We start from the raw sequence: 16435 nt of genomic DNA on the forward strand, positions 1-16435 counted from the left end.
ATTGACTTCTCGTGCTCGAGAGTTGGGCGGCGCCTGGAAACGGCTGTCGCTCTTTTTTTCTTATGGTGTCCCTTATGCAGTTACCCCACGGCCTCCGCGCACTCTCCTCCCGCAGCTTCCGCCTGTTCATGGCGGGGCAGGGTGCCGCGCAAGTGGGCAACTGGCAGCAGTTGATCGCCACGTCCTGGCTGGCCTATGCGCTCTCCGGTTCGACGCAGGTTCTGGGCCTGGCCGCCTTCGCGCTGCAGATTCCCTTTCTGCTGATGGCGCCGGTGACGGGGCCGCTGCTGGACCGTCTCGATACCCGGCGCGTGCTGATGGTGGCGAATGCCGTCGCGTGCATGCAGTCGGTGGCGATGCTGTCGCTGGTGGCAACCGGCCTGCTGCGGCCCTGGCATATTGTGGTGGCGAATCTGGTGCTCGGCATCGTGAATGCGTTCGATTCGCCGGCGCGGCAATCGCTATTGTCGCAGATGGTGGAGCGCAAGGAAGATCTCGCCAACGCCATCGCTCTCAATTCCAGCATGATGGCGGGTGCTCGATTCGTCGGCCCGACGATCGCTGGGGCCATCATCGCCACTTTCGGCCAGGTGTGGGCGTTCGCGGCCAACGCGATCCTGCGCTTTTCGATCATCGCGGCGTTGTGCGCCATGCGCCTGGCGCCCGCGCAGCGCGCGGCGCAGCCGGAGCCTTGGCTCAGGCAGTTCGCGGCTGGGCTGCGCTACGCGAATCGCTTCACGCCGTGCCGCAACAGCCTGTGGCTGCTGGCAACGATGAGCTTTACCATCCAGACCCATGCCGCAATGATGCCGTGGTTCGTGCGGGAGCGCTTCCACGGGGACTCGCGCACGCTGGGCATGCTGCTTGGCGCGGCGGGGCTTGGCGCGCTGGCTGGGATGCTGTATCTGGCGATGCGGCGCGGTGTCGGCTGGCTGCTGGCGACGATCGGCTACGCCTCGGTCATGGCTGCGCTCGCCACCATCGGATTCGCCCTGGCGCCGGTGGTATGGACGGGATTCGCGATGCTGTTCCTCGTCGGCATGGGCACCATGCTGGCGGCGGCTTCGGTCAATACGCTGATCCAGCTCGCAGCGCCCGAGGGCTTTCGTGGCAGGGTCGCGTCGCTGTACGTGGTGGCGTTCCTGGGCATTTCGCCCGTGGGCGCCTTGTTCTGGGGCTGGACGGCGGAGTACGTCGGCACACCGGCTGCGCTGACGACCTGCGGCGTGATGCTGTTGCTGGCATCGGCTTTGTACATGACGAACGTCTCGGCCATGCGCGAGCAGTTCCAACCGGTGTACAGTCGCATGAACCTGTCATGATTGCAGGCGTCCCCGTCCGTCCATCCACTGCCGAACATGAACAATGTAGAAGTCAAGGGCGTCGACCTTCCCGCCCAGATCGCCCAGCAAGTCCGCAAGCTGGTTAATCGCGGCACCCTTGCCCCAGGGCTGCAATTGCGCCAGTCCGACCTGGCCGACCGTTTCGGCATCAGCCGCGTGCCGGTGCGAGAGGCGCTCAAGCTGCTGGCGGCCGAAGGCATCATCGAACACGATCCTAATCGCGGCTTTTTCGTCGCTCCGCTTTCGACCGACGAAGCCCGTCAGCTCTACCGCTACCGGTTCCTGCTGGAGCGGGAGCTGCTGAAGACGGTCGATTGGCCGGACAGCACGCAGATGAAGGCACTGAAGGTCATGCTGGAACGGCTCGACAGCTACCTCGACAAGGGTCAGCGCGCGGAGTGGATTGACGAATACCAGGATTTCTATGCACTGCTGTTCGACCTGTCGCCGGACAAGATCCTGCGGCGCGAGGCAGTTCGCCTGATCAGGCTGACCGACCGCTACCGGGCGCTGGCCTCGGAGGTGAGGGTGCCGGGCGAACAACGGATCGCCCACCTGGAGCACGCTCTGTTGGCCGCCATGTCGAAACGGGACCGCGCGCAACTTATCCGCAGTTTCGAACGTGAGCGCGAAAAGATCCTGACGTCGATGCTGGCGAGGATCGACGCGCGCGGACTGTAGCCCGCTTCAGAACATCGTGGTGATGCCGAGGCGGCAGGGACCCTGCTGGTTGTCGGAGCAGGGCATCCCGGCCAGCAGCGCGTTGTCATCGCGCGATCATTGACGCCTATCCCGCGCCGCTAGCCCCCGAAGCCGCCGCGATGCGCGTGCATCTCTCGCACGCTGCAACGCCCATCCGACTGCCGATCCTTGATTAAGAATGCAGAATTGAATAATATATAACCTACAAAGCGGGTTGGCCAGCCCTGCTGCATGCCGCGTCGTGTCATGTCCGTCTCCGTTCGGTGGTCTCGAAGGGGAAGCTGTCGCGGCGGAGTTCGTCGGCTCCAGGTCGGGAACGGCCGATGCTCGCCGCCATGTGCAAGCCATCACTACGGAGACATTATGGACGCACGCCAACCCGACACCGATCGTGCCGCTTATTACGCCGATATCGGCCGCAGCCACATGAGCGCCCTCTGGGAATCGCTGCACTCGCTGGTGCCGCCGCAGCCCCAACCGCAGATTTTGCCGGCCATCTGGAAGTACAGACAGATCCGGCCGCTGGTGATGCAGGCTGGCGACGTCATCAGTGCAGAGGAAGCCGTGCGCCGCGTGCTTGTACTGGAGAATCCGGGTCGGCCTGGCAAGTCGGGCATCACCGGTTCGCTCTACGCCGGGCTGCAACTGATCTTGCCGGGCGAAGTGGCGCCGAGCCATCGCCATACGCAGTCGGCGCTGCGCTTCATCGTGGAGGGTCAGGGTGCCTGGACGGCCGTGAATGGCGAGCGTACGACCATGCGCCCGGGCGACTTCATCATCACGCCGTCGTGGACGTGGCATGACCACGGCAACCCGGCCGTCGAGAACGGCGGCGAGCCGGTGGTCTGGCTCGACGGGCTCGATATCCCGCTGGTGCAGTTCTTCGACGGCGGCTTTGCCGAGAACTACCCGGAGGCGCAGCAGCCGGTCACGCGGACCGAGGGTGACAGCTTCGCCCGCTTCGGCCACAACATGGTGCCGGTGCGCCACAAGGTTTCCGACCCGACCTCGCCGATTTTCAGCTATCCGTACGACCGTTCCCGCGAGGCGCTCGACCAACTCTACCGTAACGGCGAACTCGATGCCTGGGACGGCGTGAAGCTGCGCTACGTCAACCCTGCCACCGGCGGCTGGCCGATGCCGACCATCGCCACCTTCATGCAATACCTGCCGGCCGGCTTCCAGGGCCGCACGTATTGCAGCACGGACGCGACCGTCTACAGCGTGGTCGAGGGGCGCGGCACCGTGCGCATCGGCGACGAACAGTTCCAGTTCGAGCCGCGCGATACCTTCGTGGTGCCCTCGTGGGCTCCTGTGCAACTCGCCGCGCTGGACGACGCCGTGCTGTTCAGCTACTCCGACCGCCCCGTGCTGTCCGCGCTCAACCTGTTGCGCGAATCGCGCACCTGATCCGATTTCCCTTCGATAAAAGCCAACGGGGCGCGCCGCCACAGGCGCTGCCTCGGCCCCGCTCAACCTGCGTTTGCCAATTCTTTGACCGAGTCTGTCATGTCCTACATCTTCGCGCCCCCTGCAACTGTCTCCATCCCTGTCGCAGGCAGCGACGACCAGTTCGCCGTCCGCCGCGTGTACTGCGTCGGCCGCAACTACGCCGCCCATGCCCGCGAGATGGGCTTCGATCCCGACCGCGAGCCGCCGTTCTTCTTCTGCAAGCCCGCCGACGCCATCGTGCCGGTGCGGGACGGTCAAGTGCTGGAGCTGCAGTATCCCGCGCAGACCACCAACTACCACTATGAAGCTGAACTCGTGGCGGTGATCGGCAAGGCCGGCTCCGACATCCCCGTCAACCGGGCGCTCGAACACGTGTGGGGCTACGCAGTGGGCCTCGACATGACCCGCCGCGACCTGCAGATGAAGATGCGCGAGATGGGCCGTCCGTGGGAAATCGGCAAGGCGTTCGACGCTTCCGCTCCGGTCGCCCCGATTCACCCGGCCAGCAAGATCGGACACCCCACCGACGCGGCGATCTGGCTGTCAGTCGACGGCGAGACGAAGCAACGCAGCAACGTTACACACTTGATCTGGTCGGTGGCCGAGACGGTGGCGTACCTGTCGCAGTTCTTCCGGCTGGAACCGGGCGACGTGATCTTCACCGGCACGCCGGAAGGCGTGGGCGCGGTGAACGCCGGCGAGACGATGGTGACGGGCGTGGACGGGCTCGGCGAACTGACCGTGCGCGTGGTCTGACGGAAATTACGGGAGTCGTCATGCAGCTCTATAGTTTCTTCAACAGTTCCACGTCGTACCGCGTGCGCATCGCCCTCGCGCTCAAGGGGCTGACGTACGAGTACCTGCCGGTGAACATCCGCGTCGGAGAACATCATGACGGGGAATACGTGAAAGGAATCAACCCGTCCGCGTCGGTGCCGGCGCTAATCGATGGCCACTTCGCGCTCGGGCAGTCGCTGGCGATCCTGGACTACCTCGATGCGCGCCATCCGGAGCCGCGCCTGCTGCCGGCGAGCGGCGAACTGCGCGCGCGGGTGCTCGAACTGGCGTATCTGGTGAGCTGCGACATGCACCCGGTGAACAACCTGCGCATTCTCAAGTACCTGCAAAGCGAGCTGAAGGTGTCGCCCGAGCAGAAGGACGCGTGGTATCGCCACTGGATCGACGAAGGCATGGCGGGCGTCGAGCGCCTGCTTTCCCGGTATGGGGAAGGGCCGTGGTGCTTCGGCTCGCAGCCCACGCTGGCCGACGTCTGCCTCGTGCCGCAGATCGCCAATGCCTTGCGCATGGGCTGCGATCTTTCCGTTTACCCGAAGGCGATGGCCGTCTTTACCCACGCCAGCGCGCACCCCGCTTTCGCTCTGGCCGTCCCGGCGCGGCAGCCGGACTACACCGCCTGAGTGCAAGAACGCCCAGGTCCAGGAGACGACACATGCAATCGAATCAATCCGACAGGAAAGTCTTGGTCATCGGCGGCGGCATCGGCGGCCTTGCCGCGGCGCTCGCGCTGGCGAAGCAGGGCATCCGCATCGAGTTGCTGGAGCAGGCCGACCGGATCGGCGAGATCGGCGCCGGCATCCAACTCGCCGCCAATGCCTTCGCCGCGCTCGACGCGCTGGGGGTGGGACAGGCTGCGCGCGACCGGGCCGTGTTCACCGACCAGATGATCTTGAAGGACGCGCTCGACGCCGGCGACGTGGCCGCCGTGAACGTGGGCGCACCGTACCGCGAGCGCTTCGGCAATCCGTATGCGGTCATCCATCGCGCCGACATCCACCTGTCAATTCTGGAAGCAGTGCAGGACCATCCGCTAATCACGTTCCGCACCAGCACCCGGGTCGCAAAGCTGGAGCAGGGCGAGCGCGGCGTGACGGTGATCGACCAGCGCGGCGAATGCCACGTGGCCGATGCCGTGGTGGGCTGCGATGGAGTGAAGTCCGCTATCCGCCAGACGCTGATCGGCGACGAGGCGCGCGTCACCGGCCACGTCGTATACCGCTCCGTGGTGGACGTAGAAGACATGCCAAAGGACTTGCAAGTCAACGCGCCTTTGGTGTGGGCCGGCCCAAATTGCCATCTCGTGCACTACCCGCTGCGCGGCGGCCAGCAGTACAACCTCGTCGTCACGTTCCACAGCCGCGAGAAGGAAGAGTGGGGAGTGAAGGACGGCAGCAAGGAGGAGGTACTGTCGTACTTCGAGGGCATCCATCCGCTCCCGCACCAGATGCTCGACCGGCCATCGTCGTGGAAGCGCTGGGCCACGGCCGACCGCGAACCGGTCGAACGCTGGAGCTTTGGCCGCGCGACCATTCTTGGCGACGCGGCGCATCCGATGACGCAGTACGTCGCGCAGGGGGCCTGCCAGGCGCTCGAAGACGCGGTCACGCTCGGCGCAGCCGTGCAGGAAGCCAATGGAGATTTCGAGGCCGCGTTTACGTTGTACGAACAGGCCCGCATCCCGCGCACCGCGCGCGTGCTGTACGCCGCCCGCGACATGGGCCGCATCTATCACGCCAAGGGCGTCGACCGCTACGTGCGCAACTCGCTGTGGACCGGCCGCACCCAGTCGCAGTTCTACGACTCGCTGCAATGGCTGCATGGCTGGCGGGCTGAGAAATGCATGAGCCAGACGCCGTGGCTGTGAGAAGCGAGGTGAGGGAGAGGAACGCGTGTCACGCTTCTTACTGCTTTGCAAGAATCAGTAGAGCGCATCGTAGTGCATAACAAGGAGATAGGAATGCTCAAGAATTCAGCCGTATTGGGTCTTCTTACCTTATTGAGGTCGCTAAGGAATAGGCGAATGCTTGCAAGACTCGCTTGTTGCATCCCATTAGCCGGACTGGCAACCACGGCGGTGGCAGATCCGCTCTCCGCCGCGAAGCTGGACCCGAGAATCATCCATATCGCTGATTACCGTGGATATCTCCAGGCTGACCACCCGGTGCGCCGTGGCATGAACAAGTTCTCCGAACTGGTGGCCACCCGAAGTGGTGGCCGCATACTCGTGCAAGCCCCCTCAGAAACCATGCCGGGATCTCCATCAAGCCAGATCGCATCCTTGCAGGCGGGAGATGGCAGAACGCCAGAGTTGATGCTGCAAGCTACGATCGGGCTTGCTGACGTCGAGAAGGGCTTTGGTCTGATTGATCTTCCGTTCACGATCAGCAATCAAAAACAGGCCAATGCGTTGCTCGATGGCCCTTTCGGCGCCACCCTGTTGGATCGTCTGGCAAGCCGTAATCTGATCGGACTCGCATGGTGGGAGAACGGCTTCCGACATATGACGACTTCTACTATCCCCATCCTCCATGCGGACAACCTCATTGGCTTGAGGATTCGTGTCATTCCTTCGCCTTTGTTCGTTGAAAGCTTCAAGGAAATCGGGGCGGATCCGATTCCTTTGCCATTTTCTGAACTGCATGCTGCTTTGAAATCCAGGAGTGTCGCAGCGCAGGACAATTTCTATTCCCAGATAGTGACGGGCAAACTGTATGAGGTCCAGACCTATCTGAGTGTCACCCACCACTCTTACGGTGCCATGACATTGATCGCGAGCAAGCGCTTCTGGGACACGTTGGCGCCGGCTGACCAGGCACTGTTGCGCGACGCCGCGGGAGAGGCCGGCCAGTACCAGCGGCGCCTGATTCGCGAGGAGAATGCCAAGGTTCGTGCGGACCTTGAAGCCGAAGGAATGCGTATAAACGAGATGGATCCAACCGAGCTCAAAAAGTTGAGCGAGCGAGCCCGGCCAGTGCTTGCGCGCATTGCCAGGGACTATGACGCTTCCCTTTTTAACTTGTATAAGGTCGAACTAGATAGGATTCGTATGCTCCACTGAGCCAGGTTTTACCTGGGGTGACCATTACCGACGCGATGTTGCCCACACTCTTCAGGTCCAATGCCGGATGCGCTCGATCTTCCAACAACGAACACGCGGGACAATCCATGAAACTCGTCAGCTTTGTACACCGTGGCAGCCAAGGATTTGGCGTAGTCGTCGGCGACCAGATCATAGATCTTGGGCCACATCAGGCCGCCGTCGGCACCAGCCTTCACGAAGCGTTGTCGCGCGGCGCGCTGGGCTATATTGCTGATATCGCGACCACGGCTCGTTCTACGGCATCCGCTCGACGTTGTCGCCCAGGTTGCTCAGCAGATGCCAGCGATCCGAGACTTGCTTGGCCGCCGGCAGCGTGAGGTCGACCGCTTCGGAATAGGCCCCGGCCCGGTCCCTGGCGACGATCTCGATCGATGGGTGCGCACGCATCCACGCAGCCACCGCAATGGCGTCCCTACTGGCGAACACTTCGATCGGCTCACGTCGCGCTCCAGGTCGACGATGATCGTTCCGTACTGGTGACCGCGCGCGATCGCCCAGTCATCGATGCCGACGACCCGCGGTCGTGGTTTGCGCTTGCGCTCATGCACTCTGCGCAATTCCCGCATCACGGTGTCGGCACTCGTTCGCGGGAGCGTTAAAAACCTTGGGGATTCGAAGGCAGGGCGCCTAGGATTCCGGCAGATCACATCCGCCGGAGATCACGATGAAAATCACCGTTCGCGTTGAGGTCACCACGGATTATGGCGAGTCGGCCACATTTGAGATCTGCGATATTGACCGTCCTTATCGCGAACTCGACCCGGCGAAAGTCGGCCTGTCACTGGCTGAAGGGAAAGACGTACTCCAATTCAAAAAATAGTGGTGGCTATGCAGGCTGAAGAAGTCTGCATGCTTCGACGATTTTGCACTCGCTGTCACCGCTTCCTCGACCTCAAAGATCGACGGATTCGCAAGGTAGACACAGTTTTTGGTACCGTGCCGTTTCGCAGTGCTCGGATTATTTGCTGCCCGTGCGGGACACCCCTTCCAATGGAGGTCCCGTATAGCCCGATGACGGAGTACGTCCCGGAGCGGGCGACCAGCGAGTTGCTCGCGCTGGAAGCCAAGCTGTCGGCGCAGATGCCTTATCGGCAGGTTGTCTCAATGATGCGCGAGTTCCTGCCTGTACGGGAGACGTTGAACCATGTGACGGTCCGGAATAGGGCGCTGCGGGCGGGTGCTCGCATCGAGGCTGTCCAGTCACGGATGCGCGAACCTCCGAGCGAGGATACCGAGTGGACTCTGACTATAGACGGCGGCTTTCGTTCGAGGCCGGCGCAAATCAGAATGTTCCAGCTTTGAAGTTCTGACGGGGCGACTGACGGCCAAAGACCAAGCGTCTCACGTATTCGCGTTCGTGAGAAACAAGTTGCCGGATATTGCAGAGCGTCTTACCGCCTTCATACGAGCGGCATCAGGAACCGATCGTCCCCGGCTGTCGGTCATTACCGATGGCGCCAATGGACTTCAGTCGATCGCCGACCGATTGCCGTTTTCGTGTACGCCTGTGCTCGACTGGTTCCATATTTCGATGCGCGTGCGATATCTTGAGCAGATCGTCAAGGGCATGCGTGCTAAGACGGAGACGGAAAAAGCTGCTCGAGGTGTGTTGATTTCCCGCATTGACAGACTTCGCTGGTGCTTCTGGCATGCCCAGCTCGAGAAAGCCAAGAATCGGATGCAGGGTATCCTGACAATCTGTCGGGTGATCGTGCCTGAAACGCCGAGTGTTGCCGACAGTCTCTCACAGTTGGATTACCGGGCTCGAGAACTCGTTGCCTATGTCGACGCGAATGGCGGGGCGACGATCAATTACGGAGCACGACATCGTCGAAACAAGCCCATCTCAACCGCGACGGCCGAATCCGCGGTCAATCAGGTGCTGAACCAACGCATGTGCAAGCGTCAGCAAATGCGCTGGTCGCCGAACGGTGTCCATTTGCTTGCCCAGGTCCGTTGTGCCGTGATCAACGGTGACCTCGCAGAGAGACTTGCTAGGTATGAGCCACCAACGGAACACAGGTCAACGGAACTTGTTGATTTCTTGGAGCAACTCGGGCTCTTGGACTATGAACCCCAAGGTTTTTAACGCTCCCCACGCTGCAGAGCGACGACGTCACCGAAGCCGAGCGCCAGGCCTGGCGAAGCTGGCTGTCTCAATCGCCGGAACATGTACGGGCCTGGGAGCACATCGAGGCCGTCAGCCGCCGCTTTGCTCCCTTGCGCGATTGCGGGTCGGATGCCGCCATTGCCGGCATCGAGGCGGCACGGCGCGGTGTCGAGGGCCGTCGCCGGGTGCTCGGCGGAATCGGCGGCCTGTTCGCACTCGGCCTGGCCGGCTGGCGGCATGCGGCGCTGCCCGAAGTCGTCATGGCCTGGGGGGCGGATTACCGCACCGCCACCGGAGAGCAACGCGAAATCGCGCTGGCAGACGGCACCCGGGTCTGGCTCAATACCGACAGCGCCCTGAGCGTCGATTACCGGGCCGACGCCCGCCTGCTCAAACTGGTGGCCGGGGAGATTCTCGTCCAGACTGCTGGCGATCGGAGCGGTCGGCCCTTCTATGTGGAAACCCGCTTCGGCCGCATGCAGGCGCTGGGGACCCGTTTCACGGTCAACCATAACCAAGACCGCACCCGGCTCGACTTGTTCGAAAGCGCTGTCGAAATCCGCAATGCGGCTGGCGGCGTCAAACGCCTTGAAGCCGGGCAACGGGCGGAATTCACCACCGATCGCATCTCCGCGATCGGGCCGGCCGAACGCGCGCGCGAAGCCTGGCATCGCGGGGTGGTCCTGGCGGAAAACATCCCGCTCAGCCAATTGATCGACGAACTTGCGCGCTACCAGCGCGCCCACATCAGCGTTGCACCGGAGGTTGCCGGACTCAGTGTGATGGGCGTCTATCCCGCCGACGATCCGGACCGCGCGCTGGCCATGCTGGAGAACACCCTGCCGATTCGGGTACGTCGAACCCTGGCCTGGTGGATCACGGCGGAGGCGCGTTGAATCTGGCGCACCCCGCGACAGTTTCTCGAGACTTTTTTCGCTGACCGGTTCCCCTTTTTTCACCTCATCCGATTTACCAGGTGAGAGGCAAGCCGCTCAAGCATCGCCAGCCACCCACGCGGCGCGTGGTACCCGCCCGGAGAGCCGGTGACCGTGCTGGCCGTTCGCCTCGTGCGCGCAGGTAGCCAGCGTGACTTTCTTGACGGCCCTCGACCCGATCAACACAGCATTTGAGGAAAACCGTCCCATGACCAGTCGTCGCGCCGACGCGGGGGATATTGCCAACCGCAACATCGCTTCCACCACGCCACATTCGCCATCTGCAATCGGACCGGCATTCAGGTTTGCACCGCGTCCGCTGGCCTTTGCCGTACACATCGCCATGGCCGGGACCCTGGTGGCTGCCGTCGGCTGGATGCCGGAAGCCTCGGCGCAGGAGCGCGCGGCGCAATCCGGCAGCGCAGGCCAGAACCTATGACATCCCCGCCGGACCGCTGGCCGGCGCCCTGAACCGCTTTCCATAACGAGCGAACCTTCATCGCACCGGCTTTTTCCTGGCGCCCGAGCGCGGCAACCGAGTTCACGCTCCTGGCGGAGTATCAAAAGCAAACGGGCAACTTCGCCAACGCACTACCCGCGGAGGGCACCGTCCTCGCCAACCCGAGCGGAACCTCCGCCCGCGACGGAGCGTCCGTGCCTGCAACCTTCATTGGGTGCTCTCTGCCTTTGTCTTGGAACGAAGGCGGGCTCGGAAGCTAAACATATCGCATGGCTCGGAAAGCATTCCGCATAGAGCATCCACGTCGGGCGTTGTGGGCGCCGTTGCCATCTTTGCACATCCACATAGCCCGGTGCGCGTAGCGCTACTTGATGCGGATAATGCTGCGAACCCATCAAACATAACCTCCAGGCGTAGTTACTTCACGCTGGAACGACCGTCACCGTACAGCCCAGGCAGTTTGGCAATATAGTGCTGATCTAAGTACCTCGGTGATTAGATGCCATTCGCCGGAGGCTGGTGAGCGAAAGGGGGGGCGATCAGAGCGCCCAAGGCTTCGATCAACGCCTGGATACGCTTGGGTGTGAATCGCTTCGGCTCGACCGGGTACATTAGGATCCAGCCATCACCCATGGCGCACAGCTGATCGGCCAGCACGTCAGCCGAAATATCGCGGCGAACGGTCCCCTGCTCCTGCGCGGTCCGGAGGATCGACGCGTAGACTCGTCGATAGCGCGCGTAGCGTCTGGCAATGACGTCAGCAAAGACGGGCTCATACCGGCCTTGCGCGAGCAACTCGGAAAGTTCAGGCAAGAAGCTTTCGCTGCGCTGATTCAGTCGCAGCCAGCAACCCAGAAGCGACTGAATATCGCCGCTTTGCCGAACGGACTCGAGCATGGCATCGTAGCGATCAAATGCGCTTTCCAGTAGAGCAACGACGAGCTCTTCCTTATTTGCAAAATAGTACGTCACGGCACCGGTCGTATGACCCGCTTGTTGTGCCACTGAGCGCAATGATCCTTTTGCATACCCCTCCCGCGCAATCACCAATGCTGCGGCTTTCAGCAATTCCTGGCGCTTCGCCTCACGGTCACCCGCAGGGCGGCCACGGGTCGTGACTTGATCGGTCCGACTATCGTCGTGCTTTGGCTTGACTTTTCTCTCTGGCATTTGTCGGGAATCTACAAACAACGGGGCGCGTACGTAATCATTCCTTCTGACCATTCCTTTCGTCAATACGCCGTCATTGCCCGCATTGCGGGAAAGCCGGCACGTCAATGGGGCACTGAGGAAAGGACTGCGCCGACTCTAGAGCGACAAGACATGTCATCGGCAATGAGTCGATAGGCGTTTGTCGATGCATGGCTCAGTAGATATCATTACGGCCTTGTGGCAGACGGTCAATTTTGCCACGAACCAGCATCCAATGGGAAAAGGCCCCCTCGGAAAACTGGAACTCCGCAGCTCTATGTGCAATGTTGCGGAGTCTACGCGATTACCAAGCCGCAGTGGACGAGCAACGTATCTACGATAAGGGGACCCCAGCTGCTTGTCAAAAAAGGGCACATACGTGCCCCGGTAAGTCTGCATCCGTGCTTCAGTTGTTTTCAGAACTTGTGGCGGAGGCCCATGGCAGTTCCCAACATATTGTTCCTGGCGCCGCCCGGCTGGTAACCATTAGCGTAGCCGATAGAGGCGGTATCCAGGCACAGGCCGGAATTCTTGGCGAACACCGTGGTCCAGTAAAGGTCCGTACGCTTCGACAAGCTATAGTCGACGATGAACGTGACTTGCCAAGGGTTGCCTGGCGGTTTCAACGCGGGCGTTGTCGAAGAGTGGAAAGCCTGGTAGTAGTAGTCCAACGTCAGGCTGAGAGAAGGTGCTGCCTCATAGGAAACCCCTGCCCAATACAAGTCGTCACGCACTTGCGTTTGTCCGGACGCGGCTGCTTTGCCCCATCGATAGCCGCCCATAATTTGGATGGGGCCAAAGGCGTAGCTGGCCGCGGCGGCAGCCTTTTTGCTGGTGGCGATATCAAGGAGCCCACCGTTACTGGCAATGCTCGGATTGACCTGGTCATAGGATAGCGTGGCGCCGAACGAGCCCGCACGATAGGTCGTCTGGCCACCGAAGCCACTATCGCGGCGGATCTGGCCCGGAACCTCTCCGCTGCCACTGATGTTGACGCCGCCCGGACTGCTGAAGGTGGGCCCGATACCGAATGACCAGTGGGCACCTACCGTAAGCGGCCCAAATGTCCCGGTGTACTTGACCGTATTGTCTTGTCGGTAGGCAGCGCCCAACAGGGCGATGACTGGCTCATACAAGACTGCCAGCGCGGCGGGCGAAAAGGGGGCCAATGCATCCAGCATCGAAGTGTACTGGCGGCCGAAGGTGACTTTGCCAAAGGTTGCGTTCTGCAGGCCTACGAATGCCTGACGGCCGAACAGGCGACCGCCTTGCAGAGATTTGCCGTCGTCCGCGCCAAAGCCGCTTTCCAGAACAAAGATACCGCTCAGACCGCCGCCCAGGCCTTCGTTGCCACGCAGCCCCCAGCGCGAACTGGACAGGCCGCCGCCATTCATCGCGTAGCGGGTACCTGAACCACCGCTCGGCGTCTTCATATTCGTGGTGACTTCGACGTTCGTGTCCAGCACGCCGTACAGCGTGACGGTGGGCTCAGCGTGGCCTACGCCTGCTACGGTGCCAAGTGTGGTAAGCGCGATCAGCCATTTCTTCTTCATGCTCGATGTTCCCTTCAGATAGGATTGGGCCCGGTGCGCGCAAAAGCCTCCGTCGCGCGCACATAACGTCATGTGAACCGAGACTGCCTTTACTCGACGGTCTTGCCGGAACCGGCCGCCGCCACTGCACGAACTTCGATACCTGGACTTAGCGCCGCCACTTTGCACAGCGCCAGCGCTTCCTTGGTTGAGACAGTCGTCGATGACAACAGCTTCTCGATCCGCGGGACAAGCTTCGCGCTTGCACTCATGCACGGTTGATCCTCTGATTCGGGCAGTTGCGTAGCCGTTACAGCACTCCAGCACGGCCGCATCCCTTGTCGATATCCCCTGACAGGTCGTCCGGAAGCGAATTCATATTTAGAGTAACAGTCGTTATGTTTAACGAAGAATGAGGGTATTCCCTGCGGAGACTCTTCGTCAGCATGCCAGTGCGCGATGTTGCAAATGAGGCTTCCAGTGCGCCAGCAGTGCTTCCCATCAGCCCGCCGCTCAAGGACAACCGATATCACAAAACGTATGTTGTGCAAATATGGGAATGTATTTACAAAACGATTGTTGTGTTAACCTCGGGCGAGGGCTAAAGTGAATCATCCTAGAGACGGAAGTGTGTGCCGTCCAAGCCACCAAGGAGCTTCACTATGCTGACCACCCCCGAGATGCGCGAGCAGTTCCGCAACGACGGTGTCACTATCTTCAGGAACTGCCTCAACGAAGCGCAACTGGCCCAGTGCTACGACGCCTTCAAGTGGGACATGGCTAACCCCGGCCCGCACGTCTACAAGGGCGGCCTCATCGGCACCACGTTGCACACCCACATCGACATTGCTAACCCCGAAGCCAAGTCCAAGCTGGACGACCTGGCGGCCTCGTTGCCTTTCGGCCAGATCTTCCAGGAACTGTGGGGCTCGAAAAACGTCTGGTACTTCGCTGAGGAAATCTTCGCCAAGGAAGGGGGAAAAAGCGGCCGAGGTCCCTGGCACCAGGACACAGCGAACCTGCCGTGGGCGGGCCGCCATTGGGGCAATGCCTGGATCAGTTTTCAGAAGTTGCCCAAGAAGAATTCGCTGGAGATCGTGCGAGGTTCGCATCTGGGTATCCAGTACGACGGCTCCAGCTTTGATAGCGCCGACGATCCGACCGATCCGCTCTATGGCGATGGCACCTATCCTCGTCTCCCGCACATCGACAACGAGCTTGCTCGGGATCCCAATTCCTGGGATATCGTCTCCTTTGACATCAATCCTGGCGACATCGTCTTGCTGCACCCGCGTTCGTTGCATGGCGGTGCACAGGTCGACGCCGACTGCCCGAAGCGCCACACACTGGTGCTGCGCTTCTTCGGTGACGACGCCACCTTTCGCGAGTTGCCCACGTGCAACCCCAAGTACGCCCGCAACGGCCCGCTCTTCCAGGAAGAAATGGCCAAGCTCAATCAGGGCGATGCGTTCCGCTCCCCGGTCTTCCGCCAAGTTGCCGGGGTCTGATATCACTACGGAGTACCAACATCGTGAAGCGAAAAATGATCAACCCCGCGCCATTCAAGGAGCGGCATTACGACCAACTGCATTTCTCGTCCGCCACCCGTGTCGGCGACATGATCTGGGTATCGGGCCAGGTGGGCCTTGATGTGGCCACTGGCAGGCCGGGCGAGGGCATGGCCGAGCAGGCTCGACTGGCCTTCCTCAACCTGAAGTGCGTGCTGGAGGAGGCGGGTGCGACGATGGCGGACATCGTCGAGATCATGACTTTCCACATCGACCTGCATGGCCCGGACATTCGAGACTTCGTGAGCGCGAAGGACGAGTTCCTGCCTGAGCGCTACCCCTCCTGGACTGCGGTAGGCGTGACCCAACTGGCGAATCCGGCGTTTCTCGTCGAAGTTCGTGCCGTCGCGGTGGCCGGCTGCGGCACCGATTGACTGGGGAGGCTCACATGCAGGTGACTGAACAAATGAAGCTGGACCTGGCACGGGACGGTGCCTTCGTTGCACAAGGCTTGTTATCTCCTGAAGGGCTCAAGCGGATGCGCGAGGCTTTCGATTATGGGATTGAACATCCCAGTCCGCAGCACGGTTACATATTCAAAGGCACGCCGGACGAGCATTTCAACGACTACGGCAACATCGCCAACCGAGATGTACATGTCGCGACGATCAAGGCGCTGGCGCTTGATGAATTCGTGGCGTCGCTATGGAACTCCCAGCATGTATGGTTCAAAGGCGAGGAGATCTTCATCAAAAAGGGCGGGAAGGCTGGGCGATCGCCGTGGCATCAGGATAACTCGTACACGCCAGTAAGCGGGCCGCAGATGCTCAACATTTGGACCTGTTTTGAACGGATACCTCGCAAGAACGCGCTCGAAGTCGTGCGCGGCTCGCATCTCGGCATTCAGTACAACGGCAACTCTTATACAGACCCGGGCAAGCCCACTAAGCCGTTGTGGCTCAACACCGACTGGCCGGATCTCCCGGATATCGAGGCTGAGCGGGCCAAGGATCCAGCGTCGTGGGACGTTCTTTCCTGGGATCTCGAACCTGGGGATGCTTTGGTGTTCCACTCCGGCGCGTTGCACGGTGGCGCTCCCGTGACCCCGGACTGCCCGGACCGCCACACCCTTGTCTACCGATTCTTTGGCGACAAGCTGTTCTACCGGCCACTGCCGACCGGGGGCTGCAACTACCCCTACGACATTAGCGCGCTCAACGAGCCGTCGCTGAAGACTGGTGAACCGTTTCGCGCCGCATGGTGTACGCAACTGCGCTGATACGAACATCGTCTGGTGAGGAAGG

Annotated in this window: 16 protein-coding genes and 1 pseudogene; 13 read left to right on the plus strand and 4 right to left on the minus strand. The window is 61.5% G+C overall.

What is annotated here, in order from left to right; all coding sequences use genetic code 11:
• Nucleotides 1–11 precede the first annotated feature (11 nt).
• The 7 genes from J8I34_RS26945 to J8I34_RS26975 all read left to right on the plus strand — a co-directional run bounded on the left by J8I34_RS26945 (nt 12) and on the right by J8I34_RS26975 (nt 7353).
• A complete protein-coding gene (locus tag J8I34_RS26945) occupies nt 12–1322 on the plus strand; it encodes an MFS transporter (RefSeq protein ID WP_371748145.1) in 1311 nt (436 codons plus the stop codon).
• Between the two features lie 36 nt (nt 1323–1358).
• Nucleotides 1359–2024: a GntR family transcriptional regulator gene (locus tag J8I34_RS26950; protein ID WP_209807414.1), complete on the plus strand. Its 666-nt coding sequence runs from the start codon at nt 1359–1361 to the stop codon at nt 2022–2024.
• 384 nt (nt 2025–2408) lie between these two features.
• Complete coding sequence (gene gtdA, locus J8I34_RS26955; protein ID WP_209807415.1) at nt 2409–3455, plus strand: gentisate 1,2-dioxygenase; 1047 nt, start codon at nt 2409–2411, stop codon at nt 3453–3455.
• A gap of 99 nt (nt 3456–3554) precedes the next feature.
• On the plus strand, nt 3555–4253 hold the full coding sequence (locus tag J8I34_RS26960; protein ID WP_209807416.1) for a fumarylacetoacetate hydrolase family protein: 699 nt from the start codon (nt 3555–3557) through the stop codon (nt 4251–4253).
• Between the two features lie 20 nt (nt 4254–4273).
• Nucleotides 4274–4915: a maleylacetoacetate isomerase gene (gene maiA, locus J8I34_RS26965; protein ID WP_209807417.1), complete on the plus strand. Its 642-nt coding sequence runs from the start codon at nt 4274–4276 to the stop codon at nt 4913–4915.
• Nucleotides 4916–4947: 32 nt separating this feature from the next.
• A complete protein-coding gene (locus J8I34_RS26970) occupies nt 4948–6159 on the plus strand; it encodes a 3-hydroxybenzoate 6-monooxygenase (protein WP_209807418.1) in 1212 nt (403 codons plus the stop codon).
• 156 nt (nt 6160–6315) lie between these two features.
• The gene (locus J8I34_RS26975) at nt 6316–7353 is read left to right on the plus strand and encodes a TRAP transporter substrate-binding protein (protein WP_209807419.1); all 1038 of its coding nucleotides are present in this window, start codon (nt 6316–6318) and stop codon (nt 7351–7353) included.
• Nucleotides 7354–7629: 276 nt separating this feature from the next.
• On the opposite strand, the gene J8I34_RS34865 is transcribed toward J8I34_RS26975, so the two are convergent.
• Nucleotides 7630–7782, minus strand: a complete 153-nt coding sequence (locus tag J8I34_RS34865; RefSeq protein ID WP_245176154.1) for a transposase — start codon at nt 7780–7782, stop codon at nt 7630–7632.
• Between the two features lie 277 nt (nt 7783–8059).
• Between J8I34_RS34865 and J8I34_RS26985 the strand changes: the two are divergent.
• From J8I34_RS26985 to J8I34_RS26995, 3 genes and pseudogenes are all read left to right on the plus strand, one after another.
• Nucleotides 8060–9491, plus strand: a pseudogene (locus J8I34_RS26985) (ISKra4 family transposase); the annotation flags it as partial.
• Between the two features lie 4 nt (nt 9492–9495).
• Nucleotides 9496–10401 (plus strand): FecR domain-containing protein, encoded by a 906-nt coding sequence (locus J8I34_RS26990; protein WP_209807436.1) that lies wholly within the window; start codon nt 9496–9498, stop codon nt 10399–10401.
• Nucleotides 10402–10600: 199 nt separating this feature from the next.
• Nucleotides 10601–10879, plus strand: coding sequence for a hypothetical protein (locus tag J8I34_RS26995; protein WP_209807420.1), 279 nt, complete (start codon nt 10601–10603; stop codon nt 10877–10879).
• Nucleotides 10880–11395: 516 nt separating this feature from the next.
• Here J8I34_RS26995 and J8I34_RS27000 read toward each other — a convergent pair.
• The 3 genes from J8I34_RS27000 to J8I34_RS27010 all read right to left on the minus strand — a co-directional run bounded on the left by J8I34_RS27000 (nt 11396) and on the right by J8I34_RS27010 (nt 13895).
• Entirely contained in the window at nt 11396–12070 is a 675-nt protein-coding gene (locus J8I34_RS27000) for a TetR/AcrR family transcriptional regulator (RefSeq protein WP_245176155.1), read from the minus strand.
• Between the two features lie 437 nt (nt 12071–12507).
• Entirely contained in the window at nt 12508–13644 is a 1137-nt protein-coding gene (locus J8I34_RS27005; protein WP_209807422.1) for a porin, read from the minus strand.
• A gap of 89 nt (nt 13645–13733) precedes the next feature.
• The gene (locus J8I34_RS27010) at nt 13734–13895 is read right to left on the minus strand and encodes a hypothetical protein (protein WP_209807423.1); all 162 of its coding nucleotides are present in this window, start codon (nt 13893–13895) and stop codon (nt 13734–13736) included.
• Between the two features lie 390 nt (nt 13896–14285).
• On the opposite strand from J8I34_RS27010, the gene J8I34_RS27015 reads away from it, so the two are divergent.
• Genes J8I34_RS27015 through J8I34_RS27025 form a run of 3 tightly spaced genes read left to right on the plus strand, consistent with a single transcriptional unit; the run spans nt 14286 to nt 16410 of the window.
• Nucleotides 14286–15131: a phytanoyl-CoA dioxygenase family protein gene (locus tag J8I34_RS27015; RefSeq protein ID WP_371748146.1), complete on the plus strand. Its 846-nt coding sequence runs from the start codon at nt 14286–14288 to the stop codon at nt 15129–15131.
• Nucleotides 15132–15166: 35 nt separating this feature from the next.
• Nucleotides 15167–15565, plus strand: coding sequence for a RidA family protein (locus J8I34_RS27020; RefSeq protein ID WP_209807424.1), 399 nt, complete (start codon nt 15167–15169; stop codon nt 15563–15565).
• A 14-nt stretch (nt 15566–15579) separates the two neighbouring features.
• Entirely contained in the window at nt 15580–16410 is an 831-nt protein-coding gene (locus J8I34_RS27025; protein WP_209807425.1) for a phytanoyl-CoA dioxygenase family protein, read from the plus strand.
• Nucleotides 16411–16435: the final 25 nt, after the last annotated feature.

The organism is Cupriavidus phytohabitans, from assembly GCF_017815025.1.
Classification (GTDB): domain Bacteria; phylum Pseudomonadota; class Gammaproteobacteria; order Burkholderiales; family Burkholderiaceae; genus Cupriavidus.

Excerpts from the sequence above, each read along its gene's own strand:
- J8I34_RS26950 (WP_209807414.1), top strand. The coding sequence starts at position 1,359 with ATGAACAATGTAGAAGTCAAGGGCGTCGACCTTCCCGCCCAGATCGCC.
- gtdA (WP_209807415.1), top strand. The coding sequence starts at position 2,409 with ATGGACGCACGCCAACCCGACACCGATCGTGCCGCTTATTACGCCGAT.
- J8I34_RS26960 (WP_209807416.1), top strand. The coding sequence starts at position 3,555 with ATGTCCTACATCTTCGCGCCCCCTGCAACTGTCTCCATCCCTGTCGCA.
- maiA (WP_209807417.1), top strand. The coding sequence starts at position 4,274 with ATGCAGCTCTATAGTTTCTTCAACAGTTCCACGTCGTACCGCGTGCGC.
- J8I34_RS26970 (WP_209807418.1), top strand. The coding sequence starts at position 4,948 with ATGCAATCGAATCAATCCGACAGGAAAGTCTTGGTCATCGGCGGCGGC.
- J8I34_RS26975 (WP_209807419.1), top strand. The coding sequence starts at position 6,316 with ATGCTTGCAAGACTCGCTTGTTGCATCCCATTAGCCGGACTGGCAACC.
- J8I34_RS34865 (WP_245176154.1), bottom strand. The coding sequence starts at position 7,782 with ATGCGTGCGCACCCATCGATCGAGATCGTCGCCAGGGACCGGGCCGGG.
- J8I34_RS27000 (WP_245176155.1), bottom strand. The coding sequence starts at position 12,070 with ATGCCAGAGAGAAAAGTCAAGCCAAAGCACGACGATAGTCGGACCGAT.
- J8I34_RS27005 (WP_209807422.1), bottom strand. The coding sequence starts at position 13,644 with ATGAAGAAGAAATGGCTGATCGCGCTTACCACACTTGGCACCGTAGCA.
- J8I34_RS27010 (WP_209807423.1), bottom strand. The coding sequence starts at position 13,895 with ATGAGTGCAAGCGCGAAGCTTGTCCCGCGGATCGAGAAGCTGTTGTCA.
- J8I34_RS27015 (WP_371748146.1), top strand. The coding sequence starts at position 14,286 with ATGCTGACCACCCCCGAGATGCGCGAGCAGTTCCGCAACGACGGTGTC.
- J8I34_RS27020 (WP_209807424.1), top strand. The coding sequence starts at position 15,167 with ATGATCAACCCCGCGCCATTCAAGGAGCGGCATTACGACCAACTGCAT.
- J8I34_RS27025 (WP_209807425.1), top strand. The coding sequence starts at position 15,580 with ATGCAGGTGACTGAACAAATGAAGCTGGACCTGGCACGGGACGGTGCC.